A 21,085-nucleotide genomic window follows, 5' to 3' on the forward strand; every position below is an offset into this window, starting at 1 on the left:
CTTACTTGCCCCACTTCAGGGCAATCACATCGAGTTCTTTGGAGAGTTGCAGCAGACGGTCCTTGGTCCGCTGGCTCATCGGTTTGAGAGGGTGGCGCACGTAGTCCGAACGGATAACACCGCCCGCCTGCATGACGGTTTTCGCCGCCCGCAGACCGCATTGGCGGTTTTCGTGGTTGATCAGCGGCAGGCAGAGGCGCCACTGGTCGAGCGCGGCGTCGATGTTGCCAGCGCGATAATCGACCACGATCGGTCGGATCTTCTCTGGCTGGAGCGCCGAGGTCATCGTGCCCGTGCAGCCCGCATCGAGGTCGGCCAGCAGCGTCACCGCTTCCTCGCCGTCGAACGGGCCGATGATGTGCTCGCCGCCCTGCTCGATCAGTGCAGCCAGTTTGTCGGCTGCAAACGGTGTTTCCATTTTGAAATAGCTGACGTTTTCCAGTTCTTTCGCCATGTGCACCAACAGCGGCACTGTCAGCGTGCAGCCCGAAAGCGGCGCGTCCTGCACCATGATCGGGATGGAGATCGCATCGGACACGGCGGCAAAGTGCTCGTAGATTCCAGCTTCGGCGGGCACGAGGCCGACACCGTGGTACGGCGGCATCATCATGACCATCGACGCGCCGAGCGCTTGGGCTTCCTTCGCGCGCTTCACGACGATCTCGGTCGCGAAGTGGCTGATCGTGACGATGACAGGCACGCGGCCATTCACATGTTCCAGCGACACGCGGGTCAGGGTCGCGCGCTCTTCGTCGGACAGCAGGAACTGCTCCGAATAGTTGGCGAGGATACAGATCGCATCAACGCCCTGATCGATCATGCAGTCCAGAACGCGGCGCATGCCCTCTTCGTCAACGCGGCCATCATCGAAGAACGGCGTCGGAGCGACGGGCAGAATGCCGGTGAGTACGTCTTTCATAGTCGGTTCCTATTCGTGGAAAGGCTCGACGGAGTTCCGTCGGCCGAGTGCCAGCGCATCGGACACATGCACCATCGGGCGCAGGTCCATATCGATGCCGCCGGTCGACAGCAGCTTGGCCATATTTGCGTAGAGACGCGGATATTCACCCGCGAGAGGATTGTCGGATTTCAGCGCGTCCTCGACACCGTCGATCTGAATGCGCGCACCGCCGTCGAGCAGCGTCAGCGTGCCTTCGTCCGTGACGGCTTCGATCTGCCAGATCTGGTCACCGGTCTGACGCCAGTCGAAATCGGCAGTGACTTCAGCGCCGTTCGGGTGGAAGAAATCAAGCCGCGCACCGATGGGCGTCTGGCGATTTTCAGGCACATCGAGGTCAGCGGATTTCAGGTGCACATTGACCGGCAGGATCTCGGTCACGATGGACAGCGCGTTAATGCCCGGATCGAAGACACCCATGCCGCCCGGCTCCCAGATCCACTCCTGACCGGGATGCCAACGGCGCACGTCTTCTTTCCACGTGACATGGAGCTTGCGGAGCGTCTTGTCCGCCAGCCAAGTCTTTGCCGCAGCGACCTTATCCGCTTCACGGCTGTGCCATGTCGCGTAGATCGACACGCGATGCTCACGAGCCAGCGTTTCGAGAGCGTGGCACTCAGCCAGCGTCGCCCCCGGCGGCTTTTCCAGCATCACATGGCGCCCTGCGCGGATGGCTTTGGCGGCATAGTCGAAGCGAGGCACTGGTGGTAGGCAGAGCGAAATGACACGGATATCGCGGCGCTTTTCCAGCATCTCGTCGAAGTCGGTGAAGGCTTCGACACCGTCGACCGAACCGTGACGCGATACCGTTGCAGCCAGTTCCCAATCGGGCGAGGCCGCGATCGACGGGACGTGCTGATCAATCGCGATTTTTCCAATGCCAACGAGTGCGATTTCCATCAATGGGCTTCCTTTCCGACTTCTCTTCCGCGGCACCCTTTCAAGAAATCGAGGTCTGCGCCAGTGTCGGCGCCCTCTACGTGCTGCTGATGAAGCCAGGCGTAGCCACTTTCAGGTTTGTCATGGTTCGGCATCCACTCTGCGAGGCGCACCGCCATCTCTTCGTCCGAGATTTCGAGGTGCATTTTCCGCGCCTCGACGTCCACTTCGATGAAGTCGCCATTGCGAACGATGGCGAGCGGTCCCTTGGCCGCTGCCTCAGGCGAAGTGTGAAGGATAACGGTGCCGTAGGCGGTACCCGACATGCGCGCGTCAGAGATACGCACCATGTCGGTGATACCCTTTTTCAGCACCTTGGGCGGGAGGCCCATGTTGCCGACTTCTGCCATGCCCGGATAACCCTTCGGACCACAGTTCTTCAGGACCATGATGCATGTCTCGTCGATATCGAGCGCGTCGTCGTTGATCTTGGCTTTGTAGTCGTCGATGCCCTCGAACACGACGGCGCGGCCACGGTGTTTAAGCAGGTGGGGCGACGCAGCCGACGGTTTCAGCACCGCGCCGTTCGGGGCAAGGTTGCCCTTCAGCACGACGATGCCGCCCGACTGGGTCAGTGCCTTGTCGGCGGGCAGAACCACGTCTTCGTTGTAGTTGACGACGTCCTTGACTTCTTCCCAGATGCCCTCGCCCGACACGGTCAGTGCGTCCTTGTGCAGATGGCCGCTTTCGCCGAGGCGCTTGAGCACCACCGGCAGACCGCCCGCGTAGAAGAACTCCTCCATCAGGTACTTGCCCGACGGCATGAGGTTCACAATGGTCGGGATATCGCGGCCGCAGCGGTCCCAGTCGTCCAGCGTCAGGTCGACACCGACGCGGCCAGCAATCGCCAGCAGGTGAATGACCGCGTTGGTCGAGCCGCCGATGGCTGCGTTAGTGCGGATCGCGTTCTCGAAAGCCTGCTTGGTCATGATATCGGACGGCTTGAGGTCGTCCTTCACCATCTGCACGATCCGGCGCCCCGAAAGCTGCGCCATCACGCGGCGGCGGCTGTCGACCGCAGGGATTGCAGCGTTGCCCGACAGCGCCATGCCGAGGGCTTCGGCCATCGACGCCATCGAAGAAGCCGTGCCCATCGTGTTGCAGGTGCCCGACGAGCGCGACATGGCTTGCTCGGCTTCGAGGAAATCGTCTTGTGTCATCTCCCCTGCCTTCACGGCTTCGGAAAAACGCCATAGCGCGGTGCCGGACCCGATCTGCTCGCCTCGGAAATGACCGTTCAGCATCGGGCCACCCGTCACAACGATGGACGGAATGTCCGTCGACGCCGCAGCCATCATCAGCGACGGTGTGGTCTTGTCACAGCCGACCAAAAGCACAGCGCCATCAATCGGCTGCCCGCGCATCTGCTCTTCGATCGACATGGCCGCGAGGTTGCGGAACATCATCGCCGTCGGACGGAATGTGTTCTCGGAAGCCGAGAAGACCGGCACCTCGACAGGGAAACCACCAGCTTCCCATATGCCTGCTTTGACCTTCTCCGCCAGCTCGCGAAGGTGACCGTTGCAGGGCGTCAGTTCGGACCAAGTATTCAGGATGCCGATGATGGGGCGTCCGTCGAACAGGTCGGAAGGGTAGCCTTGGTTCTTGAGCCAACCACGGTGGTAGATCGTGTCGCGGGAGTTGCCGCTATACCAGTGAGTGGATCTCAGTTTGCGCGGCCAAGGCGCAGGCTTGAACGACATGATTAACCCTTACTTGCTTTTATTGTAGACGTCGAAGAACACGGCGGCGAGCAGCACGAGGCCTTTGATGACCTGCTGGAAGTCGATGCCGATACCGACGATCGACATGCCGTTGTTCATGACGCCCATGATGAATGCGCCGACAACTGCGCCGACGATTTTGCCCGAACCGCCCGACATGGACGCGCCGCCGATGAAGACCGCAGCGATGACGTCAAGTTCGACTGCGAAGCCGGCTTTAGGCGTTGCGGTGTTGAGGCGTGCCGCAAAGATCAGGCCACCAAGCGCCGCGAGCATCCCCATGTTGACGAAGGCGAGGAACGTGAGGCGCTCGGTCTTGATGCCCGACAGCTTCGCTGCCTTCTCATTGCCACCCAGCGCATAGACGCGGCGACCGATGGTCGTGTTGGCGGTCAGGAAGGCGTAGATCACGGTGAGGACTACCATCGAGATCAGCACATTCGGCAAACCGCGGAAGGTAGCAAGCTTGAAGCTCACGAACAGCAGCGCACCAGCGACAATGGCGTTGCGGACAACGAAGAACGCAAATGGCTCGCCGACCACACCGTAGCGGGCATTGCGGGCACGTTCGCGCAGACCAACGTAGATAATCGCGAGCACGGCCACGAGACCAAGCAGCATGGCCAGAACGTTGAAATTACGCGAACCTGCGAGTTCAGCGAGCGACTTCGAGAAACCTGTCGGAACGATGTCCGGAATGAAACCGGTCGAGATCTGCTGGAACGACTGCGGGAACGGGCCGATCGACTGGCCTTCGAGCAGCCAGAGCGACAGACCGCGGAACACAAGCATCCCTGCCAGGGTCACGATGAACGACGGGATTTTCCAGTACGCGACAAAGTAGCCCTGCGCCGCGCCGATCAGGATACCTACGCCAAGCGAGGCCAGCATGGTGACTGCCACGGGCATGTCCCATTCGACGACCATCACCGCAGCAAAAGCACCGATAAAGCCCATGACCGAGCCGACCGAGAGGTCGATGTTACCCGACACGATCACCACCAACATGCCCAGAGCCATGATGATGATGTAGCTGTTCTGCAAGAAGAGGTTGGTGATGTTCACCGGCTTGAGAAGCGTGCCGTTCGTCCAGATTTGGAAGATCAGCATGATAGCGATCAGCGCGAAAAGTAGACCGTATTCGCGAATGTGGTGCTTGAGATAAGCGCCCAGACCGCCCGAATTGTTGGTTGCCTGTTCCATCTTCGATGGTCTCCCTATTCCGTTACGATGAGCGACATGATGCGCTCTTGGCTGGCCTCGGCGGCGGTCAGTTCGCCCACGAAAGCGCCTTCGTTCATGACGTAGATCCGGTCACACATCCCCAGCAGTTCCGGCATCTCTGAAGAGATCATCAGAACGCCTTTCCCTTGTGCGGACAGATCGTTGATAATATTGTATATTTCGTATTTCGCGCCGACGTCGATACCGCGTGTCGGCTCGTCGAGGATCAGCACTTCCGGCTCGGCAAAGAGCCACTTGGACAGGACAACCTTCTGCTGGTTGCCGCCCGACAGATTGCCGACCTTCTGGAATACCGACGGCGTGCGGATGTTCATTGCGGCGCGGTATTTCTCGGCCACGGTGGTTTCCGCGTTTTCGTTAATCACGCCGCTGCGCGACACACCTTCGAGGTTCGCGAGCGTCACGTTGGTGCGGATGTTCTCATCCAGCACGAGACCCAGCGATTTGCGGTCTTCGGTCACGTAAGCCAGACCCGCATCGATGGCCTTGTCGATTTCCTTGACGTTGGCGACCTGCCCTTTGAGCTTCACCTCGCCGGAGATGTTCTGGCCGTAGCTGCGACCGAAGATCGACATCGCCAGCTCGGTCCGGCCGGAGCCCATGAGGCCCGCAATACCGACAACCTCGCCCGCACGGACGTTGAGATTGATGTTCTTGATGATCTGACGGTCGTTATGTTCGGGATGCCAGACGTTCCAGTCGTTGACCTCCATAAGCATCTCGCCTGCGCGGCGGTCACGTTCCGGATAGCGGTTTGCCATATCGCGGCCAACCATATCGCGCACGATGCGGTCTTCGGTGACGGCTTCGGTGCGCGCGTCGATGGTCGACACGGTAGTGCCGTCGCGAATGACGGTGACGGTATCGGCCACGCGGCGGACCTCGTTCAGCTTGTGACTGATGATGATCTGAGTGACGCCCTGCGCCTTCAGTTCCAGCATCAGGTCGAGCAGTGCCTGGCTATCGGCTTCGGACAGCGCAGCGGTCGGCTCGTCGAGGATTAGCAGACGCACCTCTTTCGAAAGCGCCTTCGCGATCTCGACCAGCTGCTGTTTGCCGACGCCGAGCTTTTCGATCAGCGTCCCAGGGCTTTCGCGTAGGCCGACTTTCTTCAGAAGGTCTTCAGTCTTGGCAAAGGTGCTGCGCCAGTCGATGACGCCTTTGGAGGCGCGCTCGTTACCGAGGAAGATGTTCTCGGCAATCGATAGGAGCGGAACCAGAGCCAGCTCTTGGTGAATGATGATGATGCCGCGCTTTTCGCTGTCGGAAATATCGCGGAATTCTGCAAGTTGACCGTCGTAGTGGATTTCGCCGTCGTAGCTACCGGCGGGATAGACCCCTGACAGAACTTTCATGAGAGTGGATTTGCCGGCGCCGTTCTCACCACAAATCGCGTGTATTTCGCCCTCCATCACCTTCAAATTCACCTGATCGAGCGCTTTTACGCCGGGGAATTCCTTGGTGATGGACTGCATTTGCAGCAGCGGAGTCATATTCGCCCCTTAGTCTTTTGGGGACCCGCCCGCGTGTGCGCGCGGACGGGTCGGGAGGGATGGACGATTATTCGACTTGGTCAGCGGTGTAGTAGCCCGAACCGACGAGGATTTCTTCCCAGTTGGATGCGTCGACCGAAACCGGCTCCAGCAGGTAGGACGGAACGACCTTCTTGCCGTTGTCATAGGTCTCGGTGTCGTTGATCTCCGGCTCGCCGCCTTCGAGAACAGCTTCAACCATGCCGACGGTGACGCGAGCGAGTTCGCGGGTGTCCTTGAACACAGTCGAATACTGCTCGCCCGCGAGGATCGACTTGACCGACGGAAGTTCGGCGTCCTGACCGGTGACGATCGGCATTTCCATGTCGCCCGAACCGTAGCCAACGCCTTTCAGCGACGAAAGGATACCGATCGAAAGACCGTCGTAGGGCGACAGAACGCCGTGGACGTCCTGATCGGTGTAGTAGGCCGACAGCAGGTTATCCATGCGCGACTGGGCCACAGCACCGTCCCAACGCAGGGTACCCACGGTGTCCATGCCCATCTGGCCGGAAACGATGTTCACGGTGCCGTCGTCGATGAGCGGCTGAAGAACCGACATCGCGCCGTTGTAGAAGAAGTAAGCGTTGTTATCGTCCGGCGAACCGCCGAAGAGTTCAACGTTATACGGGCCTTCGCCAAAACGCTCTTCGAGGCCGCTGACCAGCGACGAAGCCTGCTGCACGCCGACTTTGAAGTTGTCGAAGGTCGCGTAGTAGTCGACGTTTTCGCTGTCACGGATCAGGCGGTCATACGCGATGACGTGGATGCCCGATGCGGCTGCGTTTTCCAGAGCGTTCGACAGGGTCGTGCCGTCAATCGCCGCGATGACCAGAACGTCCACGCCCTTGGTGATCATGTTCTCGATCTGGGCGAGCTGGTTCGGGATATCGTCTTCAGCGTACTGCAGGTCGGTCTCGTAGCCGGCAGCTTGGAACTGCTCAACCATCGAGTTGCCGTCCGAGATCCAACGGGACGAAGATTTGGTCGGCATTGCGATACCGACGAGACCGTCAGCGAATGCGCCGCCCGCAAGGGTAATGGCCGCGGCAGCAGTGGCCACGAGATACTTGAATTTCATAATGTCCTCCCAGAAGTACCGCCGCTCCTCTGCGGCTGTACGTCATTGTTTCGGGGTCGATCCCCGCTACCGTCATAGGCAGACGTTTACATAACTGTAAAATTCCAATATCGACTATCTGCATATCATTTATGTTATGGCGGTGCAGATGGACCTTATTCATAGGATTAAACCTTCCCACCTACGATTGGTTGTCCGCATCGCGGAGACAGGCAAATTGCAGGTCGCGGCTGAAAGTCTGTACCTGTCACAACCTGCGGCCTCACGCACCTTGGCCGATCTGGAATCAGCGGCCGGATCGCCACTGTTCGAACGGCACCCCAAAGGCATGATCCCGACCCCCGTAGGCGAGGCATTCATCCGGCACGCACGCGTGGTGTTGTCTGAACTCGACTCGCTGGGTCAGGAAGTGCGGAACCTGAAAGACGGCCAGACGGGTAACGTCCGCGTCGGCTCGGTCACCGGCCCTGCCGTGAGCTCCCTCGTCCCTGCTGTGCAGGCCGTTCGTAAGGAAGCCCCAGACATCGAAATCTCTATCGAGGTCGGCCCGTCCAACCAGTTGGTCCGTGCTCTGGACGAAGGCGCGCTCGACTTTGTGCTGGCCCGCCTTCCGTCCGAATACGATAGCCGCGCCCTCCGCGTGCACCCTGCCCGCAACGAAGTTGTTTCTCTGGTGGTGAAGGACACGCACCCGCTCGCTGGCAAGAAAAACGTCGGCCTCGATGAGCTGCTCGATTACGATTGGGTCATTCAGGAGCGCGGCTCGCCCATTCGCCAATCGGTTGAAAACGCTTACTACGCCGCGCGCATTCCCACGCCGACGCGGGTAGTTCATAGCTCGTCTCTGCTCGTCGTGCTTGCGATGCTCGCCGACAGCGATTCAATCTCGCCCCAATCGCGCGAAGTGGCCGAATTGCTGACAAGCTCGCAGATCAGTAGCCGCCTGACGACGCTCGACATCGACACCACGATTACTGTGAGTCCGTTCTTCATCATTCAGGATAGAACGCGACAGCTGAGCCGTGCGGCGGACAGACTGCTTCAGGAAATTCTACTCGGCCTTTGAGGCGAGGTCTTTCATCTGGCCGATCCAGTTATGGAGGGCGGAAATGACTAGCGGCTCGTCCAGAAACGGCACGTGTCCGCGGTCGGCCACATCGACGAAGATCATCTCGGGGATGCGTTTGCGCATCTCGTTCGCGGTTTCCTCGGACAGCAGGTCGGTGTTGTGACCACGCACGAGCATCGTCGGAATGCCCTTCATCGCGTCGAACAGCGGCCAAGCGTCGACTGTCGGCGCATCGAGCGCCTTCATGAACGACGTCCGCAATTCGGGATCGTATGTCAGACCGAGGCCGGTGCCTTCCTGAACATAGTGACGTTCCGCCTCTTCGATCCAACGCGACATAGGCACGTTCGGGAATGCAGGATCGCGGGACAGCTTTTCAGCCATGCCTTCAATAGTCTTCGCGACGGGGCGTTTCCCGATGTAGTCGCCGATCCGCGTAAGCGCGGGCGGCTCCAGCACTGGACCGACGTCGTTGAGGCAGATACCGTGCAGACGGCCTTTGGCGACTGCGCCAAGCAGCATGGCAATCAAACCACCCCGCGAGGTGCCGAGGATCGCGGCTTTGTCGATTTTTAGGTGGTCCAGAAGCGCAATCGCATCGTCGGCTTCCTGCGGAACGGTGTAGGTGTCGGCCCCGCTCCACCCCGATAGACCACGTCCACGGCTGTCGAGCCGGATGAGGCGGATACCTTCAAGATGCGGTGCAACGTAGTCGAAATCCCGACCGTCTCTGGTCAGACCGGCAAGCGCCAATACAGGAAGACCTTCGCCTTCATCCCTGTAAGCAAGCTTGGTTCCGTCTGTCGTTACAAAAAATCGCATCGGATATCCTCCTGTAAGGTGAGCTAAACCACCGAACACGGGGAGTTCAAGTATTTGTGAGCCTACGGTAGCGATAAACCCGCGCACGCCCATAGCTTGTGCTGCAAACTGGACAATAGTCTTTTGGGAATAAGCGTTTAAGATCGAGTTATCACCAACATGAGACACGCCGATCATGACCGAAGCACAATTTCTACGCAGCCTTTTCGACAAAGCTGTCGAGGTCGCGAATCCGATGCGGTCGCTGGCAAACCACCTGCCGCCCAAACCCGCAGGACGTGTCATTGTCATCGGCGCGGGCAAAGCATCGGCGCGGATGGCAGAGGCGGTCGAGGCGGCATGGGGACCGTGTGAGGGGTTGGTCATCACGCGCTACGGCTATTCCCGCCCGACCCAAGGAATCGAGATCGTAGAAGCCGCCCACCCCGTTCCTGATCAGGCGGGATTGGACGCAACCTCGCGTATGCTCGACCTGCTGGCTAGCTGCGGACCGGACGACTTTGTGTTGGCATTGATTTCGGGAGGCGCATCGGCGCTGCTTGAGGCTCCGGCGGAGGGTATTTCGCTGGACGATCTGAGGGTATTGAACGCTGCCCTGCTGGCGTCCGGCGCGCCAATTGACCGCATGAATACGGTTCGCAAGCATGTTTCCCGCGTGAAGGGCGGACAACTGGCGGCGGCGGCGTATCCGGCGAAGATGCTCACGTTGATGATTTCCGACGTGCCGGGGGACAATCCTGCGTTCATCGGCTCCGGCCCTACCGTCGGTGATCCGTCAACCAGTGCGGAGGCTCTGGCCGTCATCGGCAAGTGGAAGATGGCAGTTCCGCCCTCGGTCATCACGGCATTGAACCGCCCGACCGGCGTCATCGCGCCCGATGACACCCGCCTGACGACGACAGAGAACGTGATCTACGCCGCCCCTGCCCAGTCGCTCGATGCCGCTGCCGAGTTGGCGACGATGCCGGTCCAAATACTCGGCGATGCAATTGAGGGCGAAGCGCGCGAGGCCGCCGCTGCACATGCAGCCCTCGCGCTGTCATCCAAACCGTGCCTGCTGCTGTCAGGTGGCGAGTTGACGGTCACTTGCCGTGGAAACGGTGTCGGCGGCCCGAACGTCGAATACCTTCTCGCGCTCGCCATCGCGCTGGACGGAGCCGCCAACATCCATGCCCTCGCCTGCGATACGGACGGCGTCGATGGCGGGGCCGAGGTTGCGGGGGCGATCATTTCGCCGGACACGTTGCAGCGCGCGAAGGCACTGGGCCTCGATCCGCAGGCCATGCTCGACAACAACGACGCGCATAGTTTCTTCGCCGCACTCGGCGATCAGGTCGTGACGGGACCGACGCTGACCAACGTCAACGACTTCCGCGCGATCCTGATTACCGCTTAGTCCTTGATGATCGATCCGGTTGGCCTAGCTCGTGGCATGACCGGTACGTAAACCTACGCGGCACGGCAGGTCACTTTCTGCGACTGATATCGGCATCTCTGGATGAAACGCTTCCTGCCCCTTTTCCTATTCGTCCTGCTGCTTGGCGGATGCGAGGGGAAAAGCAGCTTCCTGTCGCCCCAAGGCCCCATCGCCGCCGCGCAGAGCCAGCATTTCTGGTACGTCGTCATCGTGATGATGGTCGTGTGTTTGCCCGTTTTCATCGGCGTGCCGTGGATCATTCTGCGCTACCGCTACAAACACGGACGCGGCGATTACAGCCCGCGCTGGCATTTCTCCAAGCCGCTCGAAATTCTGGTCTGGGGCGTGCCTGTACTGGTCATCGTCGCCCTCGGGATCAAGCTTGCGAATGCGACGCTGGCGCTCGATCCATACGAGCCGTTGGAGGGCGATGCCGTTGAAATTCAGGTCATCGGGTACGACTGGAAATGGCTGTTCATTTATCCCGAGCAAGGCATCGCGACGGTGGGTGTCCTCGTATTTCCTGCCGACCGTCCAGTGAGTTTCCGCATCACATCCGACACCGTGATGCAAAGCTTCTTCATCCCCGCTTTGGGCAGTCAGATCTACGCGATGAAGGGGATGGAGACACGCCTGAACCTCGCCGCGACAGGTGTGGGAGAATTCCTCGGCGAGAATTCCCAATATAGCGGACGCGGTTTCGCAACGCAGAGCTTCGCTGTCCATGCCGTCAGCGAGGACGACTTCGCGGCTTGGGCCGAAAGCGGCAATTCAGATGGCGTTCCTTTCGATGAAGCTGTGCTGGACGCCTTGCAAACGCCAAGCACCCGCAGCGAGCTTCTGGATACGTTGGGTTTGACCGGCGAAAGTGTCGTTTTTGCCGACGCGCCGCCTGACCTTTTCACATCGGTTGCTACCGATCCAAGCCGGATGGGAGCGATGCAATGAGCGATCTCTGGTCACTGATTTTCGGGCGACTGACACTCGATGCGCTTCCCGTGATGGAGATTATCCACGCCACCAACGGGCGCGAGCTAGCCAGCGGGATCGTTGGGACCGCTGCCGCAGGGCTGGCGGTTCTGGGTGCGCTGTATCTGCTCTATGCGCTGACAAAATACCGCCTCTGGGGGCCGGTGTGGCGCAACTGGCTGACCTCGGTCGACCACAAGAAAATCGGCATCATGTACATCGTCCTCGCCCTCGTCATGCTGGCGCGCGCATTGGCTGAAGCATTTGTCATGCGGACTCAGCAGGTGCTTGGTGATGGCGGCGGAGGGCTGGTGTCCAACGAACACTTCGCGCAGCTGTTTTCGACCCACGGCACGATCATGATCTTCTTTATGGCGATGCCGTTCCTGACGGGCCTCATCAATTACGTCATGCCGCTCCAGATCGGTGCACGAGATGTGGCGTTTCCCACAATGAACTCCGTCAGCCTCGGGTTTACGGCAGCGGGCGCTGTCCTTCTGATGATCTCGCTCGTCTTGCAGCCATTCTCCACCGGCGGCTGGACCGGCTACCCGCCCTTCACCGAGGCCGCGTTTAATCCGGGCCCCGGACCCGATTACTGGATCTGGGCAGTCACTCTATCAGGCATCGGGACCACGCTGTCGGGCATCAACTTTGTCGTGACGATCTACAAGTTCCGCTGCGATGGCATGAAGCTGATGGACATGCCGCTGTTCTGCTGGACCTCGCTCTGCACATCGATCCTGATGATCTTCGCCCTGCCCCCGCTCACGGTCGCAACGGGCCTGCTAGCGCTCGACCGCTACTTCGGCTTCCACATGTTCACCAACGGCGGCGGCGGGAACATGATGAACTTTGCCAACCTGTTCTGGCTGTTCGGCCACCCCGAGGTCTACATCCTCATTCTACCTGCCTTCGGTGTGTATTCCGAGGTCTTCTCGACCTTCTCCAGCAAGACGCTGTACGGCTACACGGCGCTGGTCATCGCCACGATGTGCATCGCCGTGCTGAGCTTCACGGTCTGGGTGCACCATTTCTTTACCATGGGCCAAAGCGCCAACCTGAACGCCATTTTCGGCATCGCCACGATGCTCATCGGCATTCCGACAGGCGTCAAAATCTACGACTGGATGCTGACGATGTACCGTGGTCGCGTCCGGATGGCGGTGCCGATGGTCTATGCGGTGGCGTTCCTCATCCTATTCACGATCGGTGGTCTTTCGGGCATTCTGCTCGCCAACCCGTCGCTGGATTACGTGATGCACAACACGCTGTTCCTCGTGGCGCACTTCCACAACATGCTGATCCCGGGACTGCTATTCGGAATGCTGGCGGGCTATACACTGTGGTTCCCGAAGGCGTTCGGTTTCATCCTCGACCCCAAATGGGGCTACCGCGCCGCCTACCTCTGGATCGCGGGGTTCGTGTTCGCGTTTTTCCCGCTCTACGGTCTCGGCTTCCTCGGAATGCCGCGCCGCATGGCTGAGTATTTCAACGGCGCGTGGTTCCCGCTGACCATCGTCGCCCTCCTCGGCGCTGTGCTCATCATCGCGGCCTTCGCCTGCCTGTGCATTCAGCTTTATGTGTCGATCCGCGACCGAGAGGCCCTCGCCGTGCCGATGGGCGATCCATGGGACAGCCGGACGCTCGAATGGGCAGTCCCCGCCCCCGCGCCCGAATGGAATTTCCCCGCAACGCCCGAAGTCGAAGGTCGCGACGCCTTCGCCACTCTCAAAGAAGGCGGCTACGACCTGCGCGCGCCCGACGACGGCTACCACGATATCGAGATGCCGCGGAATTCGGCGCTCGGCCCCGTGTTGATGGTTAGCTCGACCGCGATGGCCTTCGGACTGGTGTGGTACATGTGGTGGCTCGCCGCGTTGGGGGCAGTGGTCTGTTTTGCCGCGACCGTGGCCTACGGGTTCCGGCGTGATACCCACCACATCATCAAAGCGGCCGATGTCAAAGCCGAGTGGGAGGCGTTCTGCGCCCTCGCCGACACCACGCCGCGCATCCCGCGCTCGCTGGAACAGACAACGCAGAACATGGGCCACGCCATCCCCGCGAGCGAGGAGATCATTTCATGAGCACCACTCGCCACCCTGGCCTGAACCTCGGCCCGCACCACGGAAAGGCCGACGACACCGCAGAGGTCGAGGTCTTCGGCTTTTGGGTCTTCATGATGTCCGACGCGATCATCTTCGGCCTTCTGATGGCAACCTACGTCGTGATGTCGGGCAACCTGAACGGCGGTCCGGGGCCGCGAGAGTTGTTTGAACTGCGGCCTGTGTTCATCGAGACGATGTTGCTGCTCTTCAGTTCCCTGACCTTCGGGTTCGCGCAGATCGGGATGAAGTATCACCCCCACCCTGCCCGCATGATCATCTGGCTTCTGGTGTCCATCGCGCTTGCGCTGATCTTTGTCGGAATGGAAGTGAACGATTTCATCACGATGGCTGGCAAAGGCGGCGTCCCGCAGGCGAGCGGTTTCCTTTCGTCGTTCTACGCCCTCGTCCCGCTGCACGGCATACACGTCACGGCTGCCTGCATCTGGGCCTTCGCGATCCTTGGCCAGATTGCCGTCTACGGGCTGGATGACGAGGTCAAAACGGGGATGCTGAGACTTGGTATCCTCTGGCATTTCCTCGACATCGTGTGGATCGGCATCTTCTCTATCGTCTATATCGGAGGGCTGGCATGACCGACAAAGCGGCAGAGAAGCGCAAAGAACAACTCAGCTACGCTTTCGGGTTCGGATATGCGCTGCTACTCACGGTGCCGTTGTTCGCATCGGTCGCCTTCGACTGGATCGACCGCAGCACGCTGCTCTGGATCACGGGCATCGCGGCCATCCTCCAGATCGTCGTGCATTTCCGGTTCTTCCTTCACATCCGCCTCAAGGGGCAGACAAAGGAAGACCTGCAACTCATCCTCTTCACGACACTCGTGATGGGTGTCATGGGCCTCGGCACGATCTGGGTAATTTTCAACCTGATGAGCCGGATGTAGCGCCGTTTACAGGCGCTACTACAGTAGTCCTAGTCAATCGACTGGAACGGAAACGTCGGACGCGGCCGGTGTTCGTTGGCTTGCGCGAGCACGTCCTGACACACGGCACCGTCGGTCAGCAGCATGATCTGCTGGCGCGGCAGAGTGCGAATGTCCGGGGACAGATAGCCTGACTTCACGACAAGCAGCGGATGTGCACTCAGCACGAGCCCGAGCGCTTCGAAGTCTGCGAAGTTGTGGAACGGGCGGCGTTTCTTAGAGATGACCACCGTCTGCGCCCCACTTGCGACCACGGCGCAATCCATTGCAAAGGTCACCTGATCGACGATCAACTTTACCTCCGGACCGCCGCCGCCAAGCGCTCCGCCGACCGTGACCGAAGAAGCGCCATTCAGAAGCGCCTCATACGCTGAGGGCGAGCAAATACCCGCGAACAACGCAGGCATGACTGCCGCTTGGATTGCCGCCAGAACGTCGGCACGATCCCCCACACCGCCAGCGGTCGGGTTGTCGCCGCTATCGGCCAGCACCGTCGGCAGTTCAAGCGCGGCCAATGCCTCATCCAATGACATGGAGTTCATATCGTAAGTCAGATCGTGCCGAACCGCGCGATAGCGAGCGGCAATCTCGTCCGCCTTGGCCTGTCCCGCATCGGGGTCGGTCGCAGTCACAACAGCCGCCGCAGTCGCGCGCGGGCTGTCGGCCCAGACGTAGCCGATCATCAAATTGCTATCGACAATACCCTCGTCTTCGTCGTCTAGCGGCAATTCCGCATAGAGCGACTGACACGGCTCGACAAACGTGGACGACATCTCTCCCGACACCAGCACCGGCACCGCGGACCACTTCACGCAAGGACGCGGGCCATCCAACGCATCGGCGAGGATCTTCGCAGCGCGGGCATAGGTCTCCGGCACGTCGATATGAGGAGCCGTGCGGTAGGCCGCAAAGCCATCGAGGTTTGTGGTGATCTGATCGGTGATCTGTCCGTGCAGATCGAAGGACGCCGAGATTATGCAATCCGGCCCGACGATCTGGCGGACTTCGGCGATAAACTCGCCCTCAGGATCAGTCACATCCGGCACGAACATCGCGCCGTGCATCAGCAGCAGCACGCCTTCGAGGGGTAGCGCATCGCGGAGCATCGCCATGAACTCGGCCCGTTGCGCGGCGAAACAAGCGCTCGAAACCGGACCGCCCGGCACCGAGCGTTCGTGGAACAGCGGGACAGGCGTGATGCCCCTTGCGGCGAAATCGAAGTTCGCGCGCTGGATCAGGTCGTCGCCTTCCGAGCGGGTGAAATCCTCTCTCACCTGTTCGAGCGGCGAATAGCTCGAACATTCGGTGTGGAGGCCGCCGATCGCAACGCGCTTCATAGCTGCGGCATCCTGTGCGAGAGGGCAAAGAACCGGTCACGGTCTTTGTTGTCAGGCTGCGTCCAGCCAGCCTCGGCGATAGCTGAAAGACGTGGGAAAACCATGTGGTTGAAATGGCGGTCGCCGACGATGGTTTCGGTCCAGATACCGGCCTGAACGCCGACCAGCTTTCCAGGGCCTTCGGGCAGGCCGCGGCTCGGTTCGAAATCGTAGCAGAACGCGGGCGTGCAAACACCAGCCCAGGCAGCACCGGGCTCGTTCCAGCCGTCTGCCTGTACCATATCGAGGTAATATGCCTGACCCGGGGTGGCGACGACGTCGTAGCCTTCCTTCATCAGCGCAGCAGTCGTTTCGACCTTCTGCCACGCGAACAATAGGCTGCCGTCGCGGTCCACGCCGCCGCCTTCGCCGCATTCATCCCAACCACCAAGTTGGCGGCCGCGCGCTTTCAGCATCTCGTGGATCTTGCGCATGAAATAGGCCTGCAGCTCCATCGTGCCCGAGAGCCCCTCGCGCTTTGCCAGCTCCTGCGCGGCGGGCGATTGGGACCATGTTTTCTTGTCCACCTCGTCACCGCCGACGTGGATAATCGGGGACGGGAACATCTCGCAAATCTCGTCGAGCATTTGCTCCAGCACTTCATAGGTACGAGGCAGCGCAGGGTTCAGCGCGTTGTTCGGATAACCTTGGATCGAACGGTAGCTATCGGGCGTTTCGTCCGCATCCTTGAGACCCGGAATAGCCGAGAGGAGTGCGGTGACGTGGCCCGGAATGTCGATTTCGGGCATGACGGTGATGCCAAATTCAGCGGCGCGCTCGACGACCTCGGCGACCTCGTCGAAGCTGTAGTCACCCTGCTGACCGTTGGGACCATCCGCGTATTGCGGGGCAAGTGCATTGCCACGACCGCGCTTTGCGGCGTGCTCGGCTAGTCCTTGGAACTTGCGGGACGGCAAACGCCAGCCTTCGTCGTCGGTCAGGTGCCAGTGCAGGTGGCTGAAACGGTGCCACGCAAGAATATCGACGAAGCGCAGCACCTTATCGGCACCGCGGAAATTGCGAGCCACATCGAGGTGCGCGCCCCGCCAGTCAAAACGCGGAGCGTCCTCGACCGTACCCGAAGTCGGGCGGGCAAAACGGTCGTCAGCATAGGCATGGTGCAGGATCTGCGCGATGGCGATCACGCCGTAAATACGGCCTTGGTCATCGCTATGCTCAAGCGTGATTTCGTCGGTCGCGAAAGTCAGTTTGTAGCCTTGCGCGGGCGCGTCGCCTTGCTTGACCGTAACAGCCACACCCACGACAGGAATGGCAGAGACTGGAGCCTTGGCGGACGGGAATAGACGGCGTTGGAGCTTGGCGACCGAAGCGAAAAGCGCGGCATCTTTTTCGTCAGCGGGGTAAGCGACAGCGGCCTCGCCAAAGCTGTCGACCTCGACCGAATTGGGCCAAGGCAGAAGGCCGAGCTGGCTGGTGACCTTGCCATCAGGCCAGTCTTTTAGCGGCGAAAGCTGGGTGCCTGCAGGTGCTTCAAGGTCGCCGATGGCGGCAGAGGTCGCATTGCCCTTCGCGTCTTCAATCCACGATGCCAGAACGCCTTGTGAGCGGTTCTTGGGTGGGTGGGTCAGGCCGTCGATGCGGAAGGTCAGCACCTCGCCAGCGCCGATTTCCTTGGCGTCGGGCGTCAGTTCAACGTGGTTCGCGAACTTGCGCTGGAACTTAGCGCCCGTCACCGCAACATCATCGCGAATGCGGGTCATGGAGCTGTAGCAAAGCTTTGCCAGTGCCAGCGGCTCGGTACCGGTGTTCATCAGACGGAATTCGAAAGCGCCATGTTCGGTGCCGGTGTCGTTCAGGTAGCGTTGCGCAAGAAAGAGCGTCATGCGGCCTCCAGTGGGGCGTATTTGAGGTGTTCGTCGAGAGTTATGAAGTCGGCCAATGCCGCTCCTGCGCCAATACGCTGCGGCTTCAGCCCGATAGCCGCGCGCGGCACGTCGGTTGCCATGGCAATGGCGGTTTCGAGCGGCACATCGGCCTTGCGATGAAGGTTGGCGATACTGGTGACCATGTCGATATGCGCGCCTGCCAGCGAGCCTTCGGCATTCACCAGCGCGCCATCGCGGACAAAGATTTTCTGGCCGTAGAGTACAAAATGATCCGGCCCACCGACCGTAGCCATCGCATCGGACACGAGGTAGGTCAGCCCCGCCTTGGGACGCGCGGCGAGCGCAATGCGGACCATGTCCCAATCAACGTGGATGCCATCGGCGATCAGGCCGCAGTAGCCCTCGGACAGAAGCGCGGCGGCCAGAATTCCCGGCGCGCGGGACAGCATCGGCGGCATCGCGTTGTAGATGTGGGTGAAGCAGGAGATGCCGTTGTCGAGGCCCTCGCGAGCTTGAGCGGCAGTCGCGGCAGAGTGACCCGCAGCGAGGATCGCGCCCGCAGCGACCATCCGCCCCATCAGATCGCGGTCGGCCAGTTCAGGCGCAAGCGTCAGTACAACAGTGACGCCAGCGTGGCGAAGACGCTCGACCGTACGCACGGTGGTCTCGTTCAGCGGACGGATGAACTCGGGTTTGTGGGTGCCGCGCCGCTCGATGGCGAGGTGCGGACCTTCAATATGCAGACCAAGCTGGCCAGCCTCGCCCTTGACCTCAATCGCGGCGTCAGCTGCTGCGTCAATAACTTCGGCGGTATCCGTAATGACCGTCGGAAGTATCGCGGTCGTACCGAGCGATGCGTGCGCTTTTTGCATGGTGCGCAAAGCGTCCGCCGTCGGCGAACCGTTCAGCATCACGCCGCCCCCACCGTTGACCTGAAGGTCGTGACAACCCGGCATAAAAAGAAACGGCGATTGGTCACCGCTCGCTTGGGTTTCAAAGATCCGTTTGACCTTGCCATCGGCGGTTTCAATCCCGAGCCCCGTTTTCAGGCGGCCGTCGAGAAAGGTAAACTCTGGTGTAATCAACATCACTTCGCTCCCGCGAATTCGAGCGCTGCCAGCCCTGCCCCGCGCGCGCCGGAACTGTCGCCATGCAGAGCGAGGCGGATCTTTGGCGCAGCGACATGGCCAAGGCGATGACGCTCCAGCGCGACCTCAAGCCTGCCCGTCAGGTTCGGAATTTGCGACGCCCCGCCACCGAGTACAATGCACCCCGGATCGAGCATCACCTGAATTGTATAGAGGCACTCCGCCACAATATCCGTCCAGATGTTCAGAAGGCGCTCGGCTAGGTTGGTGTCGACGACATGGAGTTCATGCGCACCGATCCGTTGGCCCGTCACATGCTCTGCGATGTTCGCGAAGCCCGTGCCGGACATGTAGTTTTCCATGCAGGCGACCTTGCCGCATCCGCAGGTAAAGACCGGAAGATTGTGACGTGTCGCAGCGCGCAGCGGCACCCCGACGTGACCGATTTCAATCGCGAGGCCGTTTTCGCGGTAGGGCAACTCTCCGTTCAAAACGTATCCGCCGCCAACGCCGGTGCCGAGGATAAGGCCCATGACCGACACTTCGCCCTGCCCTGCACCATTCATCGCTTCGGAAAACGCGAAGGCCATGCAGTCGTTGATGACGGGGATCGCAACGCCGATGCGGGTCTTTACCGCCGCCTCGATAGAGTGGCCTGTGGACGGGATGTTCGACGCGTAGCAGATGCCCGTTTCGCGGTCGATAACGCCTGGCACGCAGACACCAATGGGCAGGTCCTTCCCGCCCTGCGCGTGCAGCCACTCGATCTGGTCGACCAGCGCGTCGATCATCTCGTCAAAGCTGGACAAAGGTGTCGGCACGCGCCGCTTTTCAATCGTCGCCGTCTCGGGCCCGTCAAAGAAACGGGCCTCGATTTTGGTGCCGCCAAGGTCGATGCCGCCGCAAATCATAGCGGATACAGCTTTACGCCCGATACGACGCGGGACAAGTTCTGGCCTTGGAAAGGATCGTCGATGGGAAGGCCCAAGTCCGCCGACCACTTCACCGCCAGCACCTGCGCGAGCAGAACGAAGAGCACGCTATCAACCCGTGGATCGCCGGTGCCTTTGATGTAGAAATCACCACCTCGCCCGAGTGTCTTCACGGGGATATCGGGGAACTGGCGGCGAATTTCCTCAGCGATATCAGTGTCGTACTGGCGCACATATGCGTCGGGGTGCAACATCACGTAGACCTGCGTCGACCCATCCACGCCCGCCTTGGGACCGTGACGATAGCCAAGCGTGCTGTCCCACTGGGTCATCGTCTTGCCCGCGGTCAGCTCCAGCACCTTAAGCGCACTTTCACGCGCCACGCCCGTCAGCGCACCCGCACCAAGGAATACAGCGCGTTCAGGGCGGGCAACCGACATGGCGTCCGCTTTGAAGATCAGGCGTTCGGCCTCATTGGCCAGTTTCTCTATGTCGCCGCAATCCAACACGCCGAGGCAGGCGAGCGCTGTCATCGTCATCGTAGTAAAGCTCGACGTCATGGCAAAGCCACTGTCGTGCGTCGCTTCGGGCAACACGATCACGCGCTGGTTCGCGGCCGGACGGGTCGCAAGGGCGCTTTCGCCATTGCAAGTGATGTTCAGGCGGGCAATGTCAGGACGTTGCGCGTCGAGCAGATCGAGCATTCCGATGGTCTCGGAGCTATTGCCGGAACGCCCGAACTGGATCGCAAGGATTTTGCCAGTCGCCGACAGATAATCCTGCGGGCAGCCGACCAAATCAGTCGTCGGGACAGCGCGGACTTTGGCGGTGCCGCGCGCGATGATCTCACCGATGAATGCGGACGTTCCCGCGCCTGACACCCAGATTTCATCGAAATTTTCGGCGGCGATCCATGCCTGCACTTCAGCGGATTTCTCGGACAGAGGCTCGGCCCACGCGCGCCAGATCGCTGGCTGGGCAGCAATTTCGCCCCAAGTGGCCGAGGTTTTGTAATCGGTCATGACGTCAACTTTATTT

The 21,085-nt window shown here is 60.5% G+C and carries 18 protein-coding genes; 6 read left to right on the top strand and 12 right to left on the bottom strand.

The window, feature by feature from the left end:
- Position 1: 1 nt before the first annotated feature.
- The 6 genes from IF204_RS08960 to chvE form a co-directional block, all read right to left on the bottom strand.
- On the bottom strand, positions 2 to 919 hold the full coding sequence (locus tag IF204_RS08960) for a dihydrodipicolinate synthase family protein (RefSeq protein ID WP_194096322.1): 918 nt from the start codon (positions 917 to 919) through the stop codon (positions 2 to 4).
- A 9-nt stretch (positions 920 to 928) separates the two neighbouring features.
- Positions 929 to 1,858, bottom strand: a complete 930-nt coding sequence (locus tag IF204_RS08965) for a Gfo/Idh/MocA family protein (protein WP_194096325.1) — start codon at positions 1,856 to 1,858, stop codon at positions 929 to 931.
- On the bottom strand, positions 1,858 to 3,600 hold the full coding sequence (gene araD, locus IF204_RS08970; protein ID WP_194096327.1) for an L-arabinonate dehydratase: 1,743 nt from the start codon (positions 3,598 to 3,600) through the stop codon (positions 1,858 to 1,860). The genes IF204_RS08965 and araD overlap by 1 nt, the downstream gene beginning before the upstream one ends.
- Before the next feature lie 9 nt (positions 3,601 to 3,609).
- Positions 3,610 to 4,824 (bottom strand): multiple monosaccharide ABC transporter permease, encoded by a 1,215-nt coding sequence (mmsB, locus tag IF204_RS08975; RefSeq protein WP_194096329.1) that lies wholly within the window; start codon positions 4,822 to 4,824, stop codon positions 3,610 to 3,612.
- A 14-nt stretch (positions 4,825 to 4,838) separates the two neighbouring features.
- Positions 4,839 to 6,359, bottom strand: a complete 1,521-nt coding sequence (gene mmsA, locus IF204_RS08980) for a multiple monosaccharide ABC transporter ATP-binding protein (protein WP_194096331.1) — start codon at positions 6,357 to 6,359, stop codon at positions 4,839 to 4,841.
- A gap of 67 nt (positions 6,360 to 6,426) precedes the next feature.
- A complete protein-coding gene (gene chvE / locus IF204_RS08985; RefSeq protein ID WP_194096333.1) occupies positions 6,427 to 7,479 on the bottom strand; it encodes a multiple monosaccharide ABC transporter substrate-binding protein in 1,053 nt (350 codons plus the stop codon).
- A 148-nt stretch (positions 7,480 to 7,627) separates the two neighbouring features.
- On the opposite strand from chvE, the gene IF204_RS08990 reads away from it, so the two are divergent.
- Positions 7,628 to 8,545 carry a LysR family transcriptional regulator gene (locus tag IF204_RS08990; protein ID WP_194096334.1) on the top strand — a complete coding sequence of 306 codons (918 nt, stop codon included), beginning with the start codon at positions 7,628 to 7,630 and terminating at the stop codon, positions 8,543 to 8,545.
- Here the strand turns inward: IF204_RS08990 and IF204_RS08995 are convergent.
- On the bottom strand, positions 8,531 to 9,370 hold the full coding sequence (locus IF204_RS08995; RefSeq protein WP_194096336.1) for an alpha/beta fold hydrolase: 840 nt from the start codon (positions 9,368 to 9,370) through the stop codon (positions 8,531 to 8,533). The genes IF204_RS08990 and IF204_RS08995 overlap by 15 nt on opposite strands.
- Positions 9,371 to 9,545: 175 nt before the next feature.
- Here IF204_RS08995 and IF204_RS09000 point away from each other — a divergent pair, with 175 nt between their 5' ends.
- The 5 genes from IF204_RS09000 (at position 9,546) to IF204_RS09020 (ending at position 14,765) form a co-directional block, all read left to right on the top strand.
- The gene (locus tag IF204_RS09000; protein WP_194096338.1) at positions 9,546 to 10,766 is read left to right on the top strand and encodes a glycerate kinase type-2 family protein; all 1,221 of its coding nucleotides are present in this window, start codon (positions 9,546 to 9,548) and stop codon (positions 10,764 to 10,766) included.
- A gap of 102 nt (positions 10,767 to 10,868) precedes the next feature.
- Positions 10,869 to 11,735, top strand: a complete 867-nt coding sequence (locus IF204_RS09005) for a cytochrome c oxidase subunit II (RefSeq protein WP_194096340.1) — start codon at positions 10,869 to 10,871, stop codon at positions 11,733 to 11,735.
- Positions 11,732 to 13,843, top strand: a complete 2,112-nt coding sequence (locus IF204_RS09010) for a cbb3-type cytochrome c oxidase subunit I (RefSeq protein ID WP_194096342.1) — start codon at positions 11,732 to 11,734, stop codon at positions 13,841 to 13,843. Before IF204_RS09005 ends, IF204_RS09010 begins: the two co-directional genes overlap by 4 nt.
- On the top strand, positions 13,840 to 14,457 hold the full coding sequence (locus IF204_RS09015; protein ID WP_194096343.1) for a cytochrome c oxidase subunit 3: 618 nt from the start codon (positions 13,840 to 13,842) through the stop codon (positions 14,455 to 14,457). The genes IF204_RS09010 and IF204_RS09015 overlap by 4 nt, the downstream gene beginning before the upstream one ends.
- Complete coding sequence (locus tag IF204_RS09020; protein ID WP_194096345.1) at positions 14,454 to 14,765, top strand: cytochrome o ubiquinol oxidase subunit IV; 312 nt, start codon at positions 14,454 to 14,456, stop codon at positions 14,763 to 14,765. The genes IF204_RS09015 and IF204_RS09020 overlap by 4 nt, the downstream gene beginning before the upstream one ends.
- A gap of 29 nt (positions 14,766 to 14,794) precedes the next feature.
- On the opposite strand, the gene IF204_RS09025 is transcribed toward IF204_RS09020, so the two are convergent.
- From IF204_RS09025 to IF204_RS09045, 5 genes are read right to left on the bottom strand one after another with little or no spacing between them, the layout of a single operon-like run.
- Positions 14,795 to 16,141, bottom strand: coding sequence for a M81 family metallopeptidase (locus tag IF204_RS09025; protein ID WP_194096347.1), 1,347 nt, complete (start codon positions 16,139 to 16,141; stop codon positions 14,795 to 14,797).
- Positions 16,138 to 18,024 carry a beta-N-acetylhexosaminidase gene (locus IF204_RS09030; protein WP_194096349.1) on the bottom strand — a complete coding sequence of 629 codons (1,887 nt, stop codon included), beginning with the start codon at positions 18,022 to 18,024 and terminating at the stop codon, positions 16,138 to 16,140. The genes IF204_RS09025 and IF204_RS09030 overlap by 4 nt, the downstream gene beginning before the upstream one ends.
- On the bottom strand, positions 18,021 to 19,115 hold the full coding sequence (locus tag IF204_RS09035; RefSeq protein WP_194096351.1) for an N-acetylglucosamine-6-phosphate deacetylase: 1,095 nt from the start codon (positions 19,113 to 19,115) through the stop codon (positions 18,021 to 18,023). The genes IF204_RS09030 and IF204_RS09035 overlap by 4 nt, the downstream gene beginning before the upstream one ends.
- The gene (locus IF204_RS09040) at positions 19,115 to 20,026 is read right to left on the bottom strand and encodes an ROK family protein (RefSeq protein ID WP_194096353.1); all 912 of its coding nucleotides are present in this window, start codon (positions 20,024 to 20,026) and stop codon (positions 19,115 to 19,117) included. The genes IF204_RS09035 and IF204_RS09040 overlap by 1 nt, the downstream gene beginning before the upstream one ends.
- Positions 20,023 to 21,069 carry an SIS domain-containing protein gene (locus tag IF204_RS09045; RefSeq protein ID WP_194096355.1) on the bottom strand — a complete coding sequence of 349 codons (1,047 nt, stop codon included), beginning with the start codon at positions 21,067 to 21,069 and terminating at the stop codon, positions 20,023 to 20,025. Before IF204_RS09045 ends, IF204_RS09040 begins: the two co-directional genes overlap by 4 nt.
- Positions 21,070 to 21,085: the final 16 nt, after the last annotated feature.

The organism is Marivivens aquimaris, assembly GCF_015220045.1.
GTDB lineage: Bacteria > Pseudomonadota > Alphaproteobacteria > Rhodobacterales > Rhodobacteraceae > Marivivens > Marivivens aquimaris.

What these genes read in the sequence shown, in the direction of transcription:
- IF204_RS08965 (WP_194096325.1), bottom strand. Translation starts at nt 1,858, where the DNA reads ATGGAAATCGCACTCGTTGGCATTGGAAAAATCGCGATTGATCAGCAC.
- IF204_RS08995 (WP_194096336.1), bottom strand. Translation starts at nt 9,370, where the DNA reads ATGCGATTTTTTGTAACGACAGACGGAACCAAGCTTGCTTACAGGGAT.
- IF204_RS09020 (WP_194096345.1), top strand. Translation starts at nt 14,454, where the DNA reads ATGACCGACAAAGCGGCAGAGAAGCGCAAAGAACAACTCAGCTACGCT.
- IF204_RS09005 (WP_194096340.1), top strand. Translation starts at nt 10,869, where the DNA reads ATGAAACGCTTCCTGCCCCTTTTCCTATTCGTCCTGCTGCTTGGCGGA.
- IF204_RS09000 (WP_194096338.1), top strand. Translation starts at nt 9,546, where the DNA reads ATGACCGAAGCACAATTTCTACGCAGCCTTTTCGACAAAGCTGTCGAG.
- IF204_RS08960 (WP_194096322.1), bottom strand. Translation starts at nt 919, where the DNA reads ATGAAAGACGTACTCACCGGCATTCTGCCCGTCGCTCCGACGCCGTTC.
- IF204_RS09040 (WP_194096353.1), bottom strand. Translation starts at nt 20,026, where the DNA reads ATGATTTGCGGCGGCATCGACCTTGGCGGCACCAAAATCGAGGCCCGT.
- IF204_RS09015 (WP_194096343.1), top strand. Translation starts at nt 13,840, where the DNA reads ATGAGCACCACTCGCCACCCTGGCCTGAACCTCGGCCCGCACCACGGA.
- IF204_RS09045 (WP_194096355.1), bottom strand. Translation starts at nt 21,069, where the DNA reads ATGACCGATTACAAAACCTCGGCCACTTGGGGCGAAATTGCTGCCCAG.
- IF204_RS09030 (WP_194096349.1), bottom strand. Translation starts at nt 18,024, where the DNA reads ATGACGCTCTTTCTTGCGCAACGCTACCTGAACGACACCGGCACCGAA.
- IF204_RS09025 (WP_194096347.1), bottom strand. Translation starts at nt 16,141, where the DNA reads ATGAAGCGCGTTGCGATCGGCGGCCTCCACACCGAATGTTCGAGCTAT.
- chvE (WP_194096333.1), bottom strand. Translation starts at nt 7,479, where the DNA reads ATGAAATTCAAGTATCTCGTGGCCACTGCTGCCGCGGCCATTACCCTT.
- IF204_RS09010 (WP_194096342.1), top strand. Translation starts at nt 11,732, where the DNA reads ATGAGCGATCTCTGGTCACTGATTTTCGGGCGACTGACACTCGATGCG.
- IF204_RS08990 (WP_194096334.1), top strand. Translation starts at nt 7,628, where the DNA reads ATGGACCTTATTCATAGGATTAAACCTTCCCACCTACGATTGGTTGTC.
- araD (WP_194096327.1), bottom strand. Translation starts at nt 3,600, where the DNA reads ATGTCGTTCAAGCCTGCGCCTTGGCCGCGCAAACTGAGATCCACTCAC.
- mmsA (WP_194096331.1), bottom strand. Translation starts at nt 6,359, where the DNA reads ATGACTCCGCTGCTGCAAATGCAGTCCATCACCAAGGAATTCCCCGGC.
- IF204_RS09035 (WP_194096351.1), bottom strand. Translation starts at nt 19,115, where the DNA reads ATGTTGATTACACCAGAGTTTACCTTTCTCGACGGCCGCCTGAAAACG.
- mmsB (WP_194096329.1), bottom strand. Translation starts at nt 4,824, where the DNA reads ATGGAACAGGCAACCAACAATTCGGGCGGTCTGGGCGCTTATCTCAAG.